The organism is Ignavibacteriales bacterium, assembly GCA_016709765.1.
GTDB lineage: Bacteria > Bacteroidota > Ignavibacteria > Ignavibacteriales > Ignavibacteriaceae > IGN3.
Genome location: JADJMD010000012.1, coordinates 364,382 through 382,615 on the forward strand (window position 1 = coordinate 364,382; position 18,234 = coordinate 382,615).

Annotated in this window: 14 protein-coding genes; 7 read left to right on the forward strand and 7 right to left on the reverse strand. The window is 31.4% G+C overall.

The features are described 5' to 3' along the window. The first annotated feature begins 243 nt into the window (after positions 1-243). The 7 genes from IPJ23_07475 to IPJ23_07505 all read left to right on the forward strand — a co-directional run bounded on the left by IPJ23_07475 (position 244) and on the right by IPJ23_07505 (position 6,343). Complete coding sequence (locus IPJ23_07475) at positions 244-891, forward strand: hypothetical protein (GenBank protein MBK7630525.1); 648 nt, start codon at positions 244-246, stop codon at positions 889-891. Positions 892-921: 30 nt separating this feature from the next. Continuing rightward, the gene (locus tag IPJ23_07480; GenBank protein MBK7630526.1) at positions 922-1,443 is read left to right on the forward strand and encodes a macro domain-containing protein; all 522 of its coding nucleotides are present in this window, start codon (positions 922-924) and stop codon (positions 1,441-1,443) included. 385 nt (positions 1,444-1,828) lie between these two features. Continuing rightward, positions 1,829-2,638: a hypothetical protein gene (locus tag IPJ23_07485; protein ID MBK7630527.1), complete on the forward strand. Its 810-nt coding sequence runs from the start codon at positions 1,829-1,831 to the stop codon at positions 2,636-2,638. After that, complete coding sequence (locus IPJ23_07490) at positions 2,635-4,215, forward strand: hypothetical protein (GenBank protein MBK7630528.1); 1,581 nt, start codon at positions 2,635-2,637, stop codon at positions 4,213-4,215. The genes IPJ23_07485 and IPJ23_07490 overlap by 4 nt, the downstream gene beginning before the upstream one ends. Then, positions 4,212-5,219 carry a hypothetical protein gene (locus IPJ23_07495; GenBank protein ID MBK7630529.1) on the forward strand — a complete coding sequence of 336 codons (1,008 nt, stop codon included), beginning with the start codon at positions 4,212-4,214 and terminating at the stop codon, positions 5,217-5,219. Before IPJ23_07490 ends, IPJ23_07495 begins: the two co-directional genes overlap by 4 nt. 162 nt (positions 5,220-5,381) lie before the next feature. Then, positions 5,382-5,540, forward strand: coding sequence for a hypothetical protein (locus IPJ23_07500; GenBank protein ID MBK7630530.1), 159 nt, complete (start codon positions 5,382-5,384; stop codon positions 5,538-5,540). Between the two features lie 602 nt (positions 5,541-6,142). Then, positions 6,143-6,343: a hypothetical protein gene (locus tag IPJ23_07505; GenBank protein MBK7630531.1), complete on the forward strand. Its 201-nt coding sequence runs from the start codon at positions 6,143-6,145 to the stop codon at positions 6,341-6,343. 516 nt (positions 6,344-6,859) lie between these two features. Here IPJ23_07505 and IPJ23_07510 read toward each other — a convergent pair. The 7 genes from IPJ23_07510 to IPJ23_07540 all read right to left on the reverse strand — a co-directional run bounded on the left by IPJ23_07510 (position 6,860) and on the right by IPJ23_07540 (position 18,186). Next, positions 6,860-7,264 (reverse strand): STAS domain-containing protein, encoded by a 405-nt coding sequence (locus tag IPJ23_07510; GenBank protein ID MBK7630532.1) that lies wholly within the window; start codon positions 7,262-7,264, stop codon positions 6,860-6,862. Positions 7,265-7,327: 63 nt separating this feature from the next. Beyond that, entirely contained in the window at positions 7,328-7,636 is a 309-nt protein-coding gene (locus IPJ23_07515; GenBank protein ID MBK7630533.1) for a hypothetical protein, read from the reverse strand. 520 nt (positions 7,637-8,156) lie between these two features. After that, positions 8,157-9,350, reverse strand: coding sequence for a spore maturation protein (locus tag IPJ23_07520; protein MBK7630534.1), 1,194 nt, complete (start codon positions 9,348-9,350; stop codon positions 8,157-8,159). 475 nt (positions 9,351-9,825) lie between these two features. After that, positions 9,826-10,284 carry a hypothetical protein gene (locus IPJ23_07525; GenBank protein ID MBK7630535.1) on the reverse strand — a complete coding sequence of 153 codons (459 nt, stop codon included), beginning with the start codon at positions 10,282-10,284 and terminating at the stop codon, positions 9,826-9,828. A 21-nt stretch (positions 10,285-10,305) separates the two neighbouring features. Continuing rightward, positions 10,306-13,899 carry a UvrD-helicase domain-containing protein gene (locus IPJ23_07530; protein ID MBK7630536.1) on the reverse strand — a complete coding sequence of 1,198 codons (3,594 nt, stop codon included), beginning with the start codon at positions 13,897-13,899 and terminating at the stop codon, positions 10,306-10,308. Beyond that, positions 13,892-17,743: a HAMP domain-containing protein gene (locus tag IPJ23_07535; protein MBK7630537.1), complete on the reverse strand. Its 3,852-nt coding sequence runs from the start codon at positions 17,741-17,743 to the stop codon at positions 13,892-13,894. Before IPJ23_07535 ends, IPJ23_07530 begins: the two co-directional genes overlap by 8 nt. Then, positions 17,743-18,186, reverse strand: a complete 444-nt coding sequence (locus IPJ23_07540; GenBank protein MBK7630538.1) for a DUF4783 domain-containing protein — start codon at positions 18,184-18,186, stop codon at positions 17,743-17,745. The genes IPJ23_07535 and IPJ23_07540 overlap by 1 nt, the downstream gene beginning before the upstream one ends. Positions 18,187-18,234: the final 48 nt, after the last annotated feature.

An 18,234-nucleotide genomic window follows, 5' to 3' on the forward strand; every position in this document is an offset into this window, starting at 1 on the left:
ATCAATTATTATTATGTTTTAACAGCTGGTCATTAGATATTAGATTTAAGAAAAATCAATCAAAACATATAAATGAAATTATTACGAGTCTCATACTTTTTAGTTTTCTTAACAGCACTATCCTGTCAAACAGATTCAAATAAATCAAACACTATGAATAATATTATTTTTAAAGATAAAAACGGAAATACAATCAGCACAGCAGATCTTGAAAATGTGACTGGAGAAGTGCGATATGAGATTTTGGGTGATAGACCTATCGACCTCAGAGCAAATCAACTGCATCAAGAAGGCAGAGAACTTGGAGCTGCTGGCAAATATGAGCGTGCAATTCTAAAACTTAATGAGGCTATAAGGATTGAACCCGAATGGGCATATCCAATATATGATTTAGCATACACCTATTTGCTAATGGAGGATTTTGATAACGCCTATTTATATTATCAAAAAACTAATCAGTTAAAACCAAAAGGATTTTGGACTGTAAAAGCAGCTTTATACTCATTAGAAGGTGAGCGTTCAGGAATTTTTCCTAAAGGATTATATTTATACTATTTAAACATTGAATGGGCAGAATCAAGGGACGAAAAAATAAAAATAGCAAGAATAATAGTAGAGAGGGTACCAGACTATGCGCCTGCCTGGAAGGAACTAGCACACCTTCTTGAAGATTCGTCTGAGAGACTTTACGCAATTGAACAGGGTCTTTCAAAGAATCCAGATCCAGAGACAAAAGGAATGTTAATTTTAAATAAGGCTTCTATATTAGATATGCAGGGAAAGAAAGATCAAGCTATACAACTTTTAGGAGAACTTATTTTTTCTCCAGATGTAAGTAAAGGCAGTCTAGAGTTGGCAAAATTTTCACTTAAACGAATATCAAAAAAATAGAAGGATAGATAGAATAAATTTGCTCTGATAATGGAATTATATTTAGTCGATAATAATTATAGTCTTGTAAAAGAATTGGAAAATGCTTTTTCCAATTTTCCTGAAGTAAAAGTACATTATGGTAATATTTTAGATGTCGCTGAATTTGCTTTTGTCTCCCCTGCAAATAGTTTCGGCCATATGGATGGTGGAATTGATTTAGTCTATTCAAATTATTTTGGATGGGATTTAGAGAGAAAAGTGAAAAATACAATTGATCAACTTACTGATGCAATGTTACCAGTCGGTTCAAGTATAATTGTAGAGACTAATCATCCTAAGATTCCATTTCTTATTGTTTCTCCAACAATGAGAATGCCTGAAGTAGTACCCGCATCTAATGCTTATTTTGCAATGAGTGCAATATTAAAAATAACCCATCAAAATTCTGATAAAATTAAGAAGGTTTATTGTCCTGGTCTTGGAACTGGTGTCGGACATATACCATTCGATAAGGCAGCTAACGAAATGGCTAATGCTTATAGCAAATACAAACTTGAACATAAAAATTGAGCAGGTGGTTTTGCTTAAGTAACTTTTTGTTTCTCCCCTGCTAATTGAAGTTAGTAGAGATTACTTGCTAGCAATAAAATAATTTTTGACAATTTTGTGACAACTATGAAATTCCATCAATTTATTTTACTGTCGAATAATATCACGAAATTCGAAGTTGGCTGGAGCGGCTGATTATTTTGGGCATTCATTTTATATTTTGTGGTAAAGTTAAAACATCCACCTGTAACAGATATTTTGCCTTTGGATCGAAAAAAAATGTTCTCAGGATATGTAAGTTTCTTAATTTTTGTGATATCGTTTTCACCATCACCGCCTATACTTAATGTAATTGGCTGAAATGGTTTTATTTTTACTTCGTTGAAGTTTAGTTATTAAGAGTTATATGAAAATTAAAAACTTTAAAATTATCGCAATTAGTCTCATACTTGTTTTCATCTTTATTAGGTGTGAAAAAGACTATGATACAGTGATTGAAAATTACATCCCTGATTACCAAGTGAAACTTGTCTCCCCATCAGATTCTATTCAATATGATCAGGTGGATTCCTTAATTACAATAAGAATTGTATTCAATTCTGCCTCTACTATTCAAAGTGTTTATTGTGATGTATATGCTTCAGATAATTCCAAACTTAATACTTCACCTTTCTCACTTTTAGATAATGGTAAAATTGCAAACGGAGATGATGTTGCAAACGATGGATCTTTTGCAAATAAACTTCCGCTCAGCGAATCTTACCCAAACGGAATTTATAACATCAAATATTTTGTAACTGATAAATCAAACTCAACAAATCAAGTTGCATTAGGAACATTTAAGTTTGATAATGGACAAACCAATATCGCACCGATAATTTCTGATGATATTGTTGACCCAGACACAGCAATTGTAACTGACACCACTATAATCCTCACTTCAATAAATGTGTTCGATGAGAATGGATTATCCGATATTGATAAAGTATATTTTGTAGTATATAGACCAAATGGAACAACAAGCGGTGCTCAAAATGTTCTGTTTGATGATGGATTGGCATCACATGGAGATCAGACTTCCGGGGATGGAATTTATTCTCTTATAATTCAAATAACCTCATCAAATGCAAAAGGCACATATAGATTGGAATTCCAGGCGAAAGATCATGGTGGAAAACTAAGCAACATCATTAATCATTCTTTACTTATACAATGACAAAATATTTAATTCTTACTCTTACAATTATTTTAGCCTCAAGCAGGATTTCTGCTCAGCTTTCACCTGAAACATATTGGATGCAGACAGATGAAAAATCATTAGACAAAATCGTTTCGCAAAATCCATTAAGCAATTCAATCACAGATATTATTACAATTGGCGATACAGTTTGGCTCGGCACAAGTCGTGGTGTAAGTTTATCTGTTGATGGCGGAACAAACTGGACAAATTTTTACGGACAAACTGATTTTGGAACTGATAATAATTCCGCACTTGCATATGACTTCAACAACAGAGTTTTGTGGTGCGCCGGCGCTAAATCCACAGAAGTTACGGGCGGGCAGTCGCTTCCAGCAGGAACCGGATTAAAATATACAACTAATAACGGCGCAAGCTGGACAAGTATACCACAGCCTTTAGATGCTGAGACAGATACAGTTGAACAATATGGTATTAATCAAATTAGAGCATTGCCTGTTACGGTAACGATTCAAAACTTAGTTTATGATATTGCATTTACTCCAAACACAATCTGGATTACGACTTATGCTGGCGGACTAAGGAAAAGCACAGATAACGGACAAACCTGGAAAAGAGTAATTTTACCACCTGATTATTTAAACTCAATTTCACCAAATGATACCTTAAGTTTTTGCTTATCACCGGTTGAAGGAAATTTGTGTTCAGAAGGAAATTATAATCACAGAGCTTTTTCTGTAATCTCTACAAACGATAGTACATTATATGTTGGAACTGCCAATGGAATTAATAAATCAACTGATGGTGGAATAAGCTGGAAAAAATTTAATGCACAAAATCAACAATTACCAATTAGTGGAAATTTTATAACTTCATTAGCATTTAATCAAATCACGAATACACTCTGGGCATCTACCTGGAAAGCAAATGGTGAATCAGAATTTTATGGTGTAAGTTCAACCACTGATGGAGGCTTTTCCTGGACAACATTTCTAAGAGGGGAAGAAGCACATAATTTTGGTTTTAATAATAATGAGGCTATGGTTGCAACTGATAATGGAATGTTTCGAACCTCTGATAATGGAAATACTTGGTATTTACCAACTGCTATTGTTGATGAAAATGCAGATGTAAATACGAAGATTAGTTTACCAACGAATCAGTTTTATTCTGCTGGATCAAATAGTAGTTATATATGGTTAGGGTCAGTCGATGGTTTAGCTAGATTAGATGAAATATCTGGATCAATGTGGCAAGGAACCTGGAAAATATTTTTTGCGTCTCAGTCAATCGCATCCATTAATGAAACTTATTGTTATCCAAATCCATTTAATCCCCGACAGGAGATGCTTAAAATAAAATATAGCACTGATGGAAATGATTTAAATGTTACAATTCGCGTATTCGATTTTGGTTTTAACTATGTCAGAACTGTTGTTCAAAATGCTCCGCGTAATAGAGGTGTTGATGGTCCTCCAGATTTCTGGGATGGTAAAGATGAGAACGGAAATTATGTACCTAACGGTGTTTACTTTTATCGGGTTGATATCGGAGATAATGATGGTGTTTACGGAAAGATTTTGGTGCTGCAATGAGAAATGCTGTTAAACTTATAATCGTTGTAATTATTTTACTTTCAGTAAATAGTTTCACTCAGCCTAAATTTACAGATATCAATTCTAAAGCAGGCGCATTTAGCAGGATGGGATTTGGTGCAAGAGGTATTGGGATGGGTAATGCAATGTCAGCGGTTACATCTGGAAATCTCGTTTCATATTACAACCCTGCGCTGTCACCATTTCAGGAAAATAATTCAGCTCAAATTGGATATTCAATATTATCACTCGATAGATCGTTAAACTTTTTAAGCTTTACACGCAAGTTTGATTTTTACTCTTCCAAAGATACCTCTGCAGATAGAAAACCAGCCAGCACTGCCGGAATCAGTTTCGGAATAATTAATTCTGGTGTAAGTGGAATTGATGGACGTGATAATAATGGATTACAGACAGGAGAACTTTCTACATCTGAAAATCAAGTTTTCTTAAGTTTTTCAAATCGTTTTTCAAAAAAACTATCTCTTGGTATAGCCGTAAAATTTTACTACTATAAATTGTATGAAGAGATTACCTCAAGTGCTTTGGGTTTGGATATTGGTGCACTTTATAAGGTTAACGATAACTGGAATGTATCGCTTATGCTATCTGATATTAACAGTAAATATGATTGGGATTCAGCTCCTATCTACGAAAAAAAGGGATTAACTACTACCGATAAATTTCCATTACTTAAAAAAGTTGGTATAAGTTATTATAATCCAGAAATAAAACTGCTTACAGCTATTGAGTTTGAAAACAGTAATGCCGGTACAAATATTCTCAGGTTTGGTGCAGAGTACAATATTTTTGAAAATTTGTTTTTACGCGGCGGAATTGATCAATTTAATGTAAGTAACACAGATGCAGGATTGAAACCATCTCTCGGATTTTCCTATGCAACATCTTTTGGTGATTATATTATAGGAGTTGATTATGCTTTTATGATTGAACAATATTCTCCAAGCGATAGACATATTATTAGTTTGAATATTAACTTTTAAAACAACAACTAACCAATGTCACCATCGAACAATAATTAATTTATACAATGAAAAAAAATATTTTTAATAATTATCATCTCCAGCACAGTAGTTTTTTCACAATCGGCTGGAAATACAGGATTATCATTTCTTAAATATGGATTTGGTGCACGCAACATCGCAATGTGCGATGCCGGAACAGTGCTTTCAAACGATCTTACGGGATTGTTTTATAATCCTGCCAAGTTAGCATTAACAGATAAATCGGAAGCTTTATTTATGCACAATCAGTGGATTCAGGATTTTAGAAGTGAAGTAATTGGAGCTAAAACTTTGTTGTAGGGAATTCCACTTGCAGTTTGATTTAATTTACTTCTATTGATGGAATTGAATTGGGTGATTACTATTCTGCAGTTAGTAATAAAGAAAAAGCAATTGAATATCTTGAGAAAGCCCTAACATTAAGAGACAATCCTGAAACCAAAGGGAAATTGGAAAAACTAAAGACAAGTAAATAAAATTATTTCTTAGTTAAGTTTAGTAAGATTGAAAGCAAACCCCTGGCAAAATGGTGACAGATGAAAATTATTTTTATCAAATAATTAGTGGTGATTTTGTTGAATCAAAGAAAATGATTTTGCTGAAGTAAAAACAATCTTTAATCTTTTTATAAAGCCCCTATCAATTAAAGTTGGTATGGGGTTTTTATTAGTTGCTAATTTTTATCATTCTTTGACAATTTTATGACAACTTAGTTTTCTTGCTATATTATTATTAGAGTATAATAAATTCTTTGAAACACTATTATGTTAAATCAAGTAGTAAATATAACTCGGACTTCAGAAGTTTTTCCTTTGATAAGTCAAATTTTACAATGCACTATTTCACGGCTAAATTTTTTAGAATTTTCAATCGCCCTGATAATCTTTCTATTCAGCTTATATATGCTATTATCTTGGATTGCATTCATAATTTTTCCACCTATAAAAGATGTTAAGGGCGATGTAGTTCTATATTTTATTAAGGAAGTTTTAATAAATAAATCCTATGATGAATTATCTAAAGGTGGGAGCGAAACATTCAAGCTAAATGAAAAAATCACAGACAGAAATAATATAGATAATATTGAACTCATCGGAGTTTAGGAAGTAATAGAAAAAAAATCTTATGATGCTGGTACTGAATTAAAGACTTATGTTTTTCAAGAAGGGACAAGGCAAAAATCAAGAGTATTACATATCTATTTGAAGGACAGTAAACATTTAGATGAAGTAAGAAGAACAATTGATGAGTATAAGATTAAAAAACCAAATGATACTATATGGTTCCCATATAGAATGGTCTATCCCCCAAGATGGCGGAGGTGATGTTTGGTAAAGTTATTATTTTGTGGGCTGAAATAATTCTCACCCTACTTTTGGTTGTTAATTGGCTCCTGAAGCTAATTTGCGATTAAGGTTTAATAAAATTTTTAAGACAAGCCTACAAAAGGAAACCTGTTAATCTATTTGCTACCAGCAGATGCTTCCTCTATTGTGGGTATTGTTATCCCCTCCCTAGCCTTCCACTTTAAAATAAGTAACCCTGCAACCGAAGCTGCGGGCCTTTTTATGATAATATATTTTCATCTGTCTCTAAACTAAAATTATTTTTTTGCTTATCTAAAGACTCTCTATTGTTGGATATTCAAAACTATCAATTGCATCCTGTGCACTATGATACAGATTAAAGACACTGTAAAGTCCGGTTAATTTTATCAAAGCTAATGCACTAGCTGTAGGTTTTACGTACTTAATCTCTCCGCCCACTTCAGCTATCTTTTTTAGGACTATTACCAACGCACCTAAAAATGTTGAGTCTATATAATCACATTCACTTAAATCAATTATTATTTTTAGATTTTTCGATGAAATATCTTCTATTACAATATCCCTGAACTGCTGCGCTTCTTTAAATGTAGCCCTTGTAAAATTCAATTTATGCACTACTAAATCTCTAACTACTTCTCGTTTAAAGTCATCGTGACATATAAATCTTTCTTCATACATTGTCTTAATAGTTTTCAATTATTCTCTCCCTGTTGATATATTTTATTAATTGTTACAAATATTTAATAATAATTATTAATACTAATTGGATAATTTCGTTTCTTCTAATATCCCGCTCTTCCCTAATTGAATTGTTAGTACTTTTAGATTTGGTCTTGATACTTCGTGTGAATTGTAATGTGCTAAAAGCTCCTTTAACTTATACGCAAGGTCATCCGGTGCGGATGTGTAATATACAAGCCCTGCATCCGTTTGAAACTTAAGACTATACAATGCTAAGTTGTTTGGATGGTGGGAAGTATGGAGAAGCTTAACAAATTGATTAACAAATTTTTCATCTTTGTTAGCCACAAGATCGGAATTAGAAAAATTTAAGTGATACCATTTCATAATGCATAAAATCCCCAGCTAGATTAATAAAAAAAGCCAACTGTAAAAGCCTTAAGGCATAACATATATTCAATTTGTTTACATCATCTAAAATAATGCCAACTATTAAAAGTTAAAAACTTGAAACTATTTCCCAGAATAATAAATAATCGGATTAAGGATCTTTATTACTTTTAATAACATTTATAGATACTATTTCATCATTGAGAAATAATAGGAGCCTTGTTCCTCAACTTCTTAGAATACAATTTTTGTCGTTTTATTTATTATAAAATATTTTTGTTTAGTGTGATAAAAAATCATTTTTTATCAATTGTTTTAAAAAAAGAAGTTTACGAACCAGATTGCTCCCTATCATTCGCTCACAAACAATTTATTGTATTAAAGATTAAAAATAAAGAAATGCCCTTGCTTCAAATTTATGCAGGATTTGGGTCTTTTAAATGAACACCAGCTATTACTTATCCTGCACTGAATACTTATTTTAAAAAATGCACATTTGATTGTAGCTGCACATAAATCACCCAAACAGAAGCTTAACAATAAATAGAGCACCAAGCATTCCTGCAACATCTGCTGCCAATCCTGCGGCTAAAGCATGGCGTGTGTTTTTAATATTTACAGCGCCAAAGTAAACTGCTAAAACATAAAATGTGGTTTCAGAGCTACCAAAAAATGTTGAAACTAAAATCCCGATAAACGAATCAGGACCGTGTACAGCGATAATATCAGCCATCACACCTAATGAACCGCTGCCGGAAAGTGGACGCATCAGCGCCATTGGAAGCGCTTCTGCAGGCATTCCAAGTGGATCTGTTACAATCCGTAAAATTGGAATTAACCAATTATCCATCGCTCCGCCTGCTCTAAATATTGCAATCGCAACAAGCATTGCAACTAAATACGGAATAATTCTTATCGCAATATTAAATCCTTCTTTAGCACCTTCTACAAATTGCTCATATACTTTTACTTTTTTAATTACACCATACCCAACAAAAACAAAAATGAAAAATGGGATTGCAATAGTTGAGATAATCTGTACTAAATCTTTGAAGAATGTCGGCGGTAAAAAATTAAATGCGGAACCAATTGCAGATGATAAACCGGTTGTAAATGTCAAAATCAAAATTGTAATTAAGGATAAAACCGTAATTAAGAATTTAAGATTACTTTTAAACCAGCTTCCAAATCCATTTTTTTCGATGGGAAATCTTTCAAATAATTTTGCTACAGATAAACCAACTATAGTTGCACATGTGGATCCAAATAAAGATGTGGCAATTATTATAGTTGGATCAGCACTGCCGGCAGCAGCACGAATTGCAATTGCCGTTGCAGGAATAATTGTCATTCCAGCAGTGTTAATTGCTAAAAATGTAACCATTGAATTTGTTGCAGTGCCTTTGTTTGGATTTAAGCTATCTAATTCTTCCATCGCTTTTAATCCGAACGGAGTTGCGGCATTGCCAAGCCCAAGCATATTTGCAGAAATATTCATAACCATCGCGCCAACAGCCGGGTGATCTGGCGGAACTTCCGGGAATAATCTTTTAGTGATAGGTGTTAACCAGTTTGCAATAATTTTTATAAGTCCGGCTTGCTCAGCAACTTTCATAACACCGAGCCACATTGCCATAATTCCAATTAAGCCAAGTGCTATTTCAACTGCAGTTCCTGCAATGCCAATCGCATCATTAGTTACGCGTTTCATCGAAAGGAAACTAATTTTTTCAAAATAAACTTTTGATAAATATGTAACACTATCCTGCTTTGAATCAATCTTTGCCTGAGCCAAAATATCATCATCTTTACCGGATGCTTTTGCAATTCTTTTAATAAATTCAGGCGAGTAAGTATCTGTTTTAAGATACAGCTGTATTGCTTTTTTATCATCCGAAAAAGAGCCAACACCTTTTACAACAATATTTTCGGATTCATTTGCAGAAAAAAATTTATTGTAACTTGTCTTTGATACTTCTACCGCACAATCAAATCCCCCGCCCGCTTTGGGCGTTGAAGTTTTAACTGTAACTATTAATGGAACATCATTATTGTACGTATTTTGTGTGATGTCGGAAATATCAATGAAAAGTGCAGATGCAAGTCCAAGGAAGATTAGTGAGATCCAAACATAATTTAGCAAGGCAATTCTCCGTGTTGGTAGAAGAATAAATTAGAAAATGAGGTTAAATTCCTTCTTCGATCAGTGCTTTGATTTCGTTCGTATCCAAAATTACAGGCCTAAGATTTTCTAGTACTTCATATTCATCGACTTTGAAAGCCGGTGAGTATTTAAGACGATACAATTCAGCTATCTGATCCTTGAGTTTACTATCATCAACATCTTTTATCTCACCATTTATGGTAATGGAAGATAATCTGTAGGTAAACTCTTTTGATTTGTCTGATAACTTATCGCTGGATGAAACAGAAAAAGTACCCGCTGATCCATATTTTACGAGTTCAGTATTTTCATCACTGCTGTCTAAATATGTATAAATATTTTTATCAAGGTAAACAAAATTACAGGCCATCTGCATTAGCTTTTCATTTGCAAGCTGTATGCAAAGAATACCTGATGATGCTTGTACTATTTGCTTTTCAATTTCAGCGATGTCTCTTATTTGTGTTATTTGCTTTTTCATAATTTATCTTTTTTGTTCCCCTTAATAGATAATACATTTATTCGATAATCCTGAAAACGAACAAACCTTACAGTGTTTCAAGTTCTTTTCAGAATTCTTATTTCTAATTGATTTGACAATGTTTGAAATCTCATTTTCAAGCTGCTGCATTTCCTGTTTATCATAGTTAATGGTAACAAGCTCGTCGGGATGTTTTATAAAAACCAAACTGCCCTCAAAAGTGTCAAACTTAGTAAATAACTTGCTTGCAATATATAAATAAAATTTCAATTGCATTAAATAATATTCTGAGTGTTTTTTGATTTCATTCCTTTTGATATCATCGGTTTTATAGTCCAAAATCAATACTTTATTATCAGTAAAGATTATTTTATCAATTACACCGTGCAGAAAATAGTCCTGATCTGCTGCATAAATTTCAAATTCATTCTTATAATTATTCGATCCCGTAATCAACGAAAATATTTTGGATTTTTGAAAAGATGTTAAATCACTCTCCAATCTCTCGATTAACGTCTCAGATAATTTTTCAATTATTTTATTAGATATAAATTCTTCATCTATAAATTCAGTTATTTCTTTTGGATTGATAGATTTTTCCATCGCTTTATGAAAAAGTCTTCCGTATAAAGCAGTATCATAATCTTTAATTTCACTTTCAACTGATTCAAATCTTTCATCATCACTTTCAAATTCATTTTCTGTGTCATCATTTGTAAAGTATTTTTGATTTTTCTGTTTATCTGCAAACTTAAAATTCATATAATCAGAATTTAACTTACCAAAACCGTAATCATAGGTAAGCAGATATTTTAATGGACATTGGCTATATATAGAAACTTTAGATGCTGATATTATTTCTCCTTTTTCTTGTGAATACAGTGAAGTTATATTTAACTCAGATTTATCAAATTTCTTAGTCTCTTTTTCAATTTTAATATTTTCTATTTCAATGTTAGTCGTAATCGGAATTTTAACTTTTATTTGCTCTTTTCTATTTACAAATTTATCATTTTCTAATAGCAGCATTTCTAATTGATCAGTAATATTTATCTTCTCATTCTCAAATTTATTTTTCAATCCGGCTGCTAATAAGTTGATGAAAGAATCTTTTTTAAATCCGGCATCCTTTTTAAAAGCGGATGTAATATATAGTTCATCTTTAGCACGAGTTACAGCAACATACAATAATCTTTTAAGCTCTGCATTGTTTTTCTTTTCCTCAAAATAATTATGCATCAAAGCTATTGGAGCGGCAAGATAATCCTCAAAATAATTTTGATTTATAGGAAGTTTTGTTAGTAATCCAAAATTCTTATCAACTTTAACATCTCCGGATTTTATTGTATTTGAAATTCCGGCTTCATCTGTTTTGTACAAAAACACTACCGGAAATTCCAATCCTTTCGATTGATGAATTGTCATCATCTGCACAGCATTTGCGTTTGAAGTAATAGCTGCTTGCGGTTCATCCGCTAAATTAGAAATAGAATCCTTTATAAATGCTAAAAAGTCATATAAATTTCTAAAACCAACTGCATTAAAGTTCCTTGCAATGCTAATTAGTTTATTAAGGTTCGCAATCTCCTGATCGCTGTCATTACGTGATGATAGAATTGAAATGAAATTTCTGTCCGTAATTATTTTGTAAATTAAATCCGGCAGACTAACTGAACTGCTCATCGAAATGTTTTCATTCAGTAATTTGCAGATATTTACTATTTCCCCCATATCTTTTACTAAATTAATTTTTCTCCAAAAACTCCTGCCTTTGTTTAATGATATTTCAAAAAGTTTGGAATCAGAAACATTAAAAAATGGAGATCGCAATAATCCAATAAGAGCAGCGCTATTATTTTCATCCGCAAGAAAGGATAAGTAGTTAATAACATCAGTAATGGATTGTCTTTGATAAAATCCCCTTCCACCAACTATCGCAAAAGGTATTTCGTATTTTATAAAAACTTTTTCAAGATCAGCAAAGTATTTTCTTTTTCTTACAAGGATCGAAATATCTTTAAATGAATAATTCTTATTTGAGAGTAAGAGTAATATTTTCTTTGCTACTAATTCCGCTTCTGAATCCGTTGTTGTTTCATCAGCCTCCCTTGAAACTAAAAACTCTACGTGTCCGGCTTTATCATCAATACGGGCACAAACTAAATCAGTTGCAGGCACTTCGCCTATACTTTCATCAGGATTACTAAACAAATTTCTAAAAACATAGTTGCAAAAAGTGCAAATTGCCGGAGTCATTCTAAAACTATCCGGCAAACTTAAAAGATTTTTTTTACCAACAGATTTTTTAATATCGCTTCGGGTAAGATTAAATATCTCAATTTCTGCATCCCTAAATTTGTAAATACTTTGTTTCTCATCACCAACAATAAACAGCTTACCACCTTTTAGGTAATCTAAAATTGGTAGAAATATTTGGTATTGAATTTCATTCGTATCCTGAAATTCATCAACCATTATAAACTTATATTTTTCAGAAATTGATTTCTGTACTTTATCGTTTTCTAAGAGTTTTTTTGTGTAGAGCAAAATATCTTCATAATCGATAAATCCTTCATTTTTTTTCTTCTCTTCATAAATATTTAACGCAAAATCAAAAAATGTTATAAGCGTTTTACCAAAGCGGGCTAATTCAAGCTCTATTTCTGAATGATTTTCCGGGAGTTGAAACTCGTTAAGCGTTTTCATTAAATCTTCTGCAAGCACAACTTCGTGATTTAATGATTCGGCTATCTCATTCTTTAAATACCCGCGTTTACGGATTGTACATTTTTCTGTAAAGCATAATGATTTTATTTCGCTTAGTATTTTTAATATTTGTGTAAGATCAGTTTCTGTTTTTAATCTTTCAAGTTTCGAAATTACTTCAACTGCATTTGTGTTTTTGGGATCTAATTCTTGAACTGTAGAATTGATTAAACTAATATTTAGAAAAAAATCATTTTTTAGTTTATTCCAGATAATGATAAAATTATTAGAGAATTCTGTAAAGAAGAATTCCGAAATACTTTTTTCATCTAACTTATAAATTCTACTTTTAACTAAAAATATATTCTTGCGATTCTTAATCAGTTTTACAATTTGGTTCTGCAGTTTAATTTTTGATGAAAAGATTCTGATTAAATATTTAAGTTCTTCACTTACTAGTTTATCTTCAAATGAATCTCGAATCATTTCTTCAACAGAAAGTTCTATAAGTTCTTCAGATAATTTTTCATCAATGGGAATAAATCGTGCGTCAAGATCTACTTCAACAGGATATTCATGTAAAACACTTATACAAAAAGAATGAATAGTTGAAATGTTTGCTGAAACTAATTGTCGCCTAATTTTTTCAAGTTGCTTTTTTTCATTTAAGCTGGTGCTTTCATTTATCTTTTCATCAATCAGGATTGAAACCTTTAGATAGAGCTCACTTGCTGCTTTTTCAGTAAAAGTAATAGCAGCTACACTTGAAATTTCATACTGATCTTTGGTTAGTGCTTCAAGATATTTTCTGGCTAGTACAAATGTTTTACCTGAGCCGGCATTAGCTGTTAAAGCCATATGCCCGCTAGTGGATAACGCAAGCTCCTGATGTGGAGTTAGTTTACTCATTTATAATTTTATTAAAAGTATCTTTAGCAGGAAAAATAATTTCAAAAACTGTTTTTTGAGGTACGCTGGATCTTAATTTGATTTCACCATTAATACTTGTCATAAATCTTTTAGCAAGACTTAATCCCAGACCCATTCCTTGTTTTTTGGTTGTAAAATGTTCATCAAATATTTTTTCTTTTTCAGAATCTATTATCCCGTTGCCGTTATCAGTTAAAATTGCAATGTAATTTGTTGCAACCGAATTCAATTCTATAGTTATTAATGTTGCGTTGGCTTGCAATGCATTTCTAATCAGGTTGATGAACATTCTTCTTAGTTGACTTAAATCAGCATCTATAAATGCTTTGTTTAGCTCCGTAATAATTTTGATTGATGTTTTTTCGTGGATGAACATGTTAACCGTATCATTTAAAACTGCAAGCATATCGATCGTTTCAATTTTAAGACTTGGCATTTTAGCAAATCTGGAAAACTCCGATGCAATTTGATTTAGATTATCAATCTGATTTAATACCGTATTAGAGACCTTATCAAACAATTTGTCAAAATCTTTACTTTTATCTTTATAAGAGATTATTAGTTGCTGTAGTGCCAACTTCATCGGTGTGAGAGGATTTTTAATTTCGTGAGCGACTTGCTTCGCCATTTCCTTCCAAGCTGCTTCTCTTTCCATTTCTGCAAGTTCTGTTTGATTTTTTTTCAACTCGGAAGTCATCTGATTAAATCCATCTAAAAGATCTTTAATTTCTCCTCGTTCTCTATGATCAATCTTAACATTAAGATCACCTTTACTAACAGCATCTGTAGCAACCGTTAATTGCTGAATTGGTTGTGAGATTTGATTCGCAAAAAATGTACTGATTATAATGATAATAATTACTGCAAAAGAATAAATACCAAAAATTATTACATTAATCTCAGTTGTTGAAAAAACTATTTTAATTTTGTTGAACGCATCATTAACAGAAAGTATGTAATCCTTATTGTTTACCTTAATAATTCTATAATAGGAATCATACTTATATCCTCCAACTTTTTCGGCGGCAACATATTCCTGGTATCGCAAATAATTTAAATGATAGTACGCCTGCGGATTTAATTTTCGGTCGAACAATCCAATACGGTTGTAGATATCTGTTGAATTATAGATTTGGTCTGTTAAATCATAAAGGGCAAATGATATTCCTAACTCCTGTGTAGCATTTTCAGATGCCACGACGATATCACGTTTTTTATTTTTATCAATCTGACTTGTCAGATGTTTTTCAATATAGTTTGCTCTCTGGCTAAGTTCATTTAATATTCCTTCTTTTGCGCGCTCACTTACAATTTTTGAATTGTACAATGCCAAAACAACAACAGGAATGATCGAAATGACTAAGAAAGCAAAAAGCAGTTTTGATTTAAAACTTTGAGTAAGTTTTCCAAGTCTACTTAACACGATTATTATAAATGCAAAAACAATAAACAAAGAATGGATGATGAATATTTTAAAGAAGTTGAATAGATTCCAAGAAAAAGCTTTTTCTTCCACAGAAACTGTTGTGGTAAAAATTGAAAGGTCATTTGGGATTCTTAGTAAATAAGTTTCATAAGTTTCAGAATCAAATCTAATTTTTAGCCAGGCTTCGTTATATAAACTATCAACTTTTGTTTGCAGGATTTGTTTTATTTGATCACGTGAGGGATAAATATCACCATAAACTTCAGTTAGTATTGAACCATTAAATTGAAATATTTTAAGTTGCTTAACATCAATTACACGATTAAGAATAGATAAATTTGACTCAATAAAATCTGGGAAACTAGCGGCGCCAATCGATTTAATATCAAAGCTAACAAATACAGAAACGTAACCTTTGGTTATTCCCCTTTCTTCTATTTTAATAATACCTGTATAATATTTATCAGACTTTCCTTTATCGCTTTCTAATTCAACAATATTTATTTCGTTCGGTTTACTTAAATAATCAAACACTTTTTTATCGGGATTTAATCCAACATAATACTCACCCAAAATATTTTTATTTTTATCATAAAATCTAATTCCAGAGTTTAATGATTCACGCTGCATTGCACTGTTCGCCCAAATTTTAAAAGCAAGTGCATCATAATTTGCATAACGATCACCAAATATTCTAAAAATATCGTTATTGTTTTTAATATCCCGTAATGTTTCATCCAGCATAAATGAAAGAAGATTTGAATCCGCTCTGTTAATCTCAAAAGCTGTGGTTTTAAGAGATTCTCTTTCCAACTTTGTGTTAAAGTAATTAAGAAGGGCGATAGATATAATTGATCCAATGAGCAGAATAAATAAATAATTGTAGATAGAATTTTTATTCTTAAATGTAATCTGATAGAAAAGAAAAAATAAAAGCAGCACAAAAACTAGAAGCATAACAAGAGGTATTAATGCATCTTTGCTAAAATAAAATGATGTTCCTAATATTAATGTAATAACTGTGATGATAATAAATATTTTGCTCTTGTTGGAGGATTTTACTTCAAAATCTATAAACTTAAAAATCAGATTTATTGCACCCATTATTGCTAGCACAGAAGCAAATGCAAGAAGTAGCATGTTAAAATTCATTGCAAAAGAAGGTAAATCCGGAAGAATATTTGGCTCTTTAAAATACCTTATTGTTGAGTCAAAAATTATACTTCTGATTGCAGCGCTTAAGCCTCTTAGGATTAGAAAAATAATTATAGATAATCCTATCGCACCAACATAACCTGCATATTTGTATTTAATTTTTTTCGATGAGTGTAGATAATTTCGTGTATATCTGAATATTTGTACTGCCACAAGTACGATAAACAGAATAGTTGTAAAAAATTCAATCGGCGATTTTACAATTCCCCATCCAAATGCAGATGAAAAATAAGATGGATCTGATAATGGGCCGCTAATAAAATTTGATGGAAAACCCACAACAAAAATTATTGCTCTAAGTGCGGCTAAATAAATAATTAAAAGAATAAACCTAAACAAATGTGAACTGAGTTTTCCAAAATCATTTTTCAATCCAAATCCAACAAATAAAATTGCAAGCACTACAAGCAGAGATTGAATTTTTGTAGAAGTTTCTTTTGTTTTGGATACAGTACCGTTTAACAACGGCTTAACAAAAGTTACTACACCTATTTTGATTTGTTTGGTGTTTAATAATTCAAAAGAATATTTCCTTCCATCTCTAGATTTTTCAGCATACGGCGAGTAATCAATTTCTATATCATTTTGAAATCTTGAGTTAAGTTCACTTGTAAAATTGATATTTCTCGAAAATTGATTATTAAGTTTAAATTTTTCTTCAATTGAGGTTGAAATTGAAATATAAAATATATCCGATTCAAGATGTGTTGTATCAATGATTGATAAGTAGTTAACTAGATCTTTAGATAGGAAATAAGTTTCACCCAATGGAAAACTTAATGGAAATAATTCATCCTGTTCAATTGCAATTATCTGATTCCACGCAATCAACTTTCCATTTGGTGCAAAAATTTCTATCGAATAATTATCAAATTCTTTATCATTAATTAGCCTTACAATTTCTTTATAAGATTCATTTTCTGGTGTAAGTGATTTTCGAAGATCCTGACGAATTAAATTTATTTTATCAACAATGTTGTTCTGCTTATCATCAAAATCAGCGGTTATGGATTTTTGTAATTCTGATATTTTATCAGTTAAAATTGAATCCCAATTTTCTTTGGTCGTGTTTAAAAAGGATTCAGTAATTATACCGGAAACAGCAAGTAAAATTAAAATAAAAAAGACGATAGAGAAATATTTTCTATCGCCTTTAAACTTTTCAGTTATCTTTTTAAACATTAGTTAATTGTAAATTGAGTAATAATCCAATTAGTGCCGATTTTTTTTAATGAAATATAAACCTTTGCCGTGCCTCTTTGCCCTCTGTTATCATAACTATAATTACCAGTCGCATGTCCATTATTTTTATCTGTTTTTATGTAATCAAACTTAAATGCAGTTACCTTATAAAGATTAAAAAAATCTTCCAAAACATAAAAAGCTTGATTGTTACTGTAATAACCGTTTATTCCGTTTGAAAAACTAAAATAAGTTTGCTGCCCGAAATAATTAGAAATCCTTTTAACATCAGCATCTTTAATTCCAGATTCAATGTTCTTAAAGATTAACTCATCTTGCACGCTGTTTTTATTTGATTCAGTTTTTCTTGTAAGATTTGAATTCTGGGCAAACGAAACTGCGGATGATAAAAGAATTAAAATTATGTAAATATATTTGTTCATATTAATAAGATTAGTCGTGAACCCGCATTTGCAGTTTTCAAATACAAG

Excerpts from the sequence above, each read along its gene's own strand:
- IPJ23_07480 (MBK7630526.1), top strand. The coding sequence starts at position 922 with ATGGAATTATATTTAGTCGATAATAATTATAGTCTTGTAAAAGAATTG.
- IPJ23_07485 (MBK7630527.1), top strand. The coding sequence starts at position 1,829 with ATGAAAATTAAAAACTTTAAAATTATCGCAATTAGTCTCATACTTGTT.
- IPJ23_07490 (MBK7630528.1), top strand. The coding sequence starts at position 2,635 with ATGACAAAATATTTAATTCTTACTCTTACAATTATTTTAGCCTCAAGC.
- IPJ23_07495 (MBK7630529.1), top strand. The coding sequence starts at position 4,212 with ATGAGAAATGCTGTTAAACTTATAATCGTTGTAATTATTTTACTTTCA.
- IPJ23_07500 (MBK7630530.1), top strand. The coding sequence starts at position 5,382 with ATGTGCGATGCCGGAACAGTGCTTTCAAACGATCTTACGGGATTGTTT.
- IPJ23_07505 (MBK7630531.1), top strand. The coding sequence starts at position 6,143 with ATGCTATTATCTTGGATTGCATTCATAATTTTTCCACCTATAAAAGAT.
- IPJ23_07515 (MBK7630533.1), bottom strand. The coding sequence starts at position 7,636 with ATGAAATGGTATCACTTAAATTTTTCTAATTCCGATCTTGTGGCTAAC.
- IPJ23_07520 (MBK7630534.1), bottom strand. The coding sequence starts at position 9,350 with ATGAAACGCGTAACTAATGATGCGATTGGCATTGCAGGAACTGCAGTT.
- IPJ23_07525 (MBK7630535.1), bottom strand. The coding sequence starts at position 10,284 with ATGAAAAAGCAAATAACACAAATAAGAGACATCGCTGAAATTGAAAAG.
- IPJ23_07530 (MBK7630536.1), bottom strand. The coding sequence starts at position 13,899 with ATGAGTAAACTAACTCCACATCAGGAGCTTGCGTTATCCACTAGCGGG.
- IPJ23_07535 (MBK7630537.1), bottom strand. The coding sequence starts at position 17,743 with ATGTTTAAAAAGATAACTGAAAAGTTTAAAGGCGATAGAAAATATTTC.
- IPJ23_07540 (MBK7630538.1), bottom strand. The coding sequence starts at position 18,186 with ATGAACAAATATATTTACATAATTTTAATTCTTTTATCATCCGCAGTT.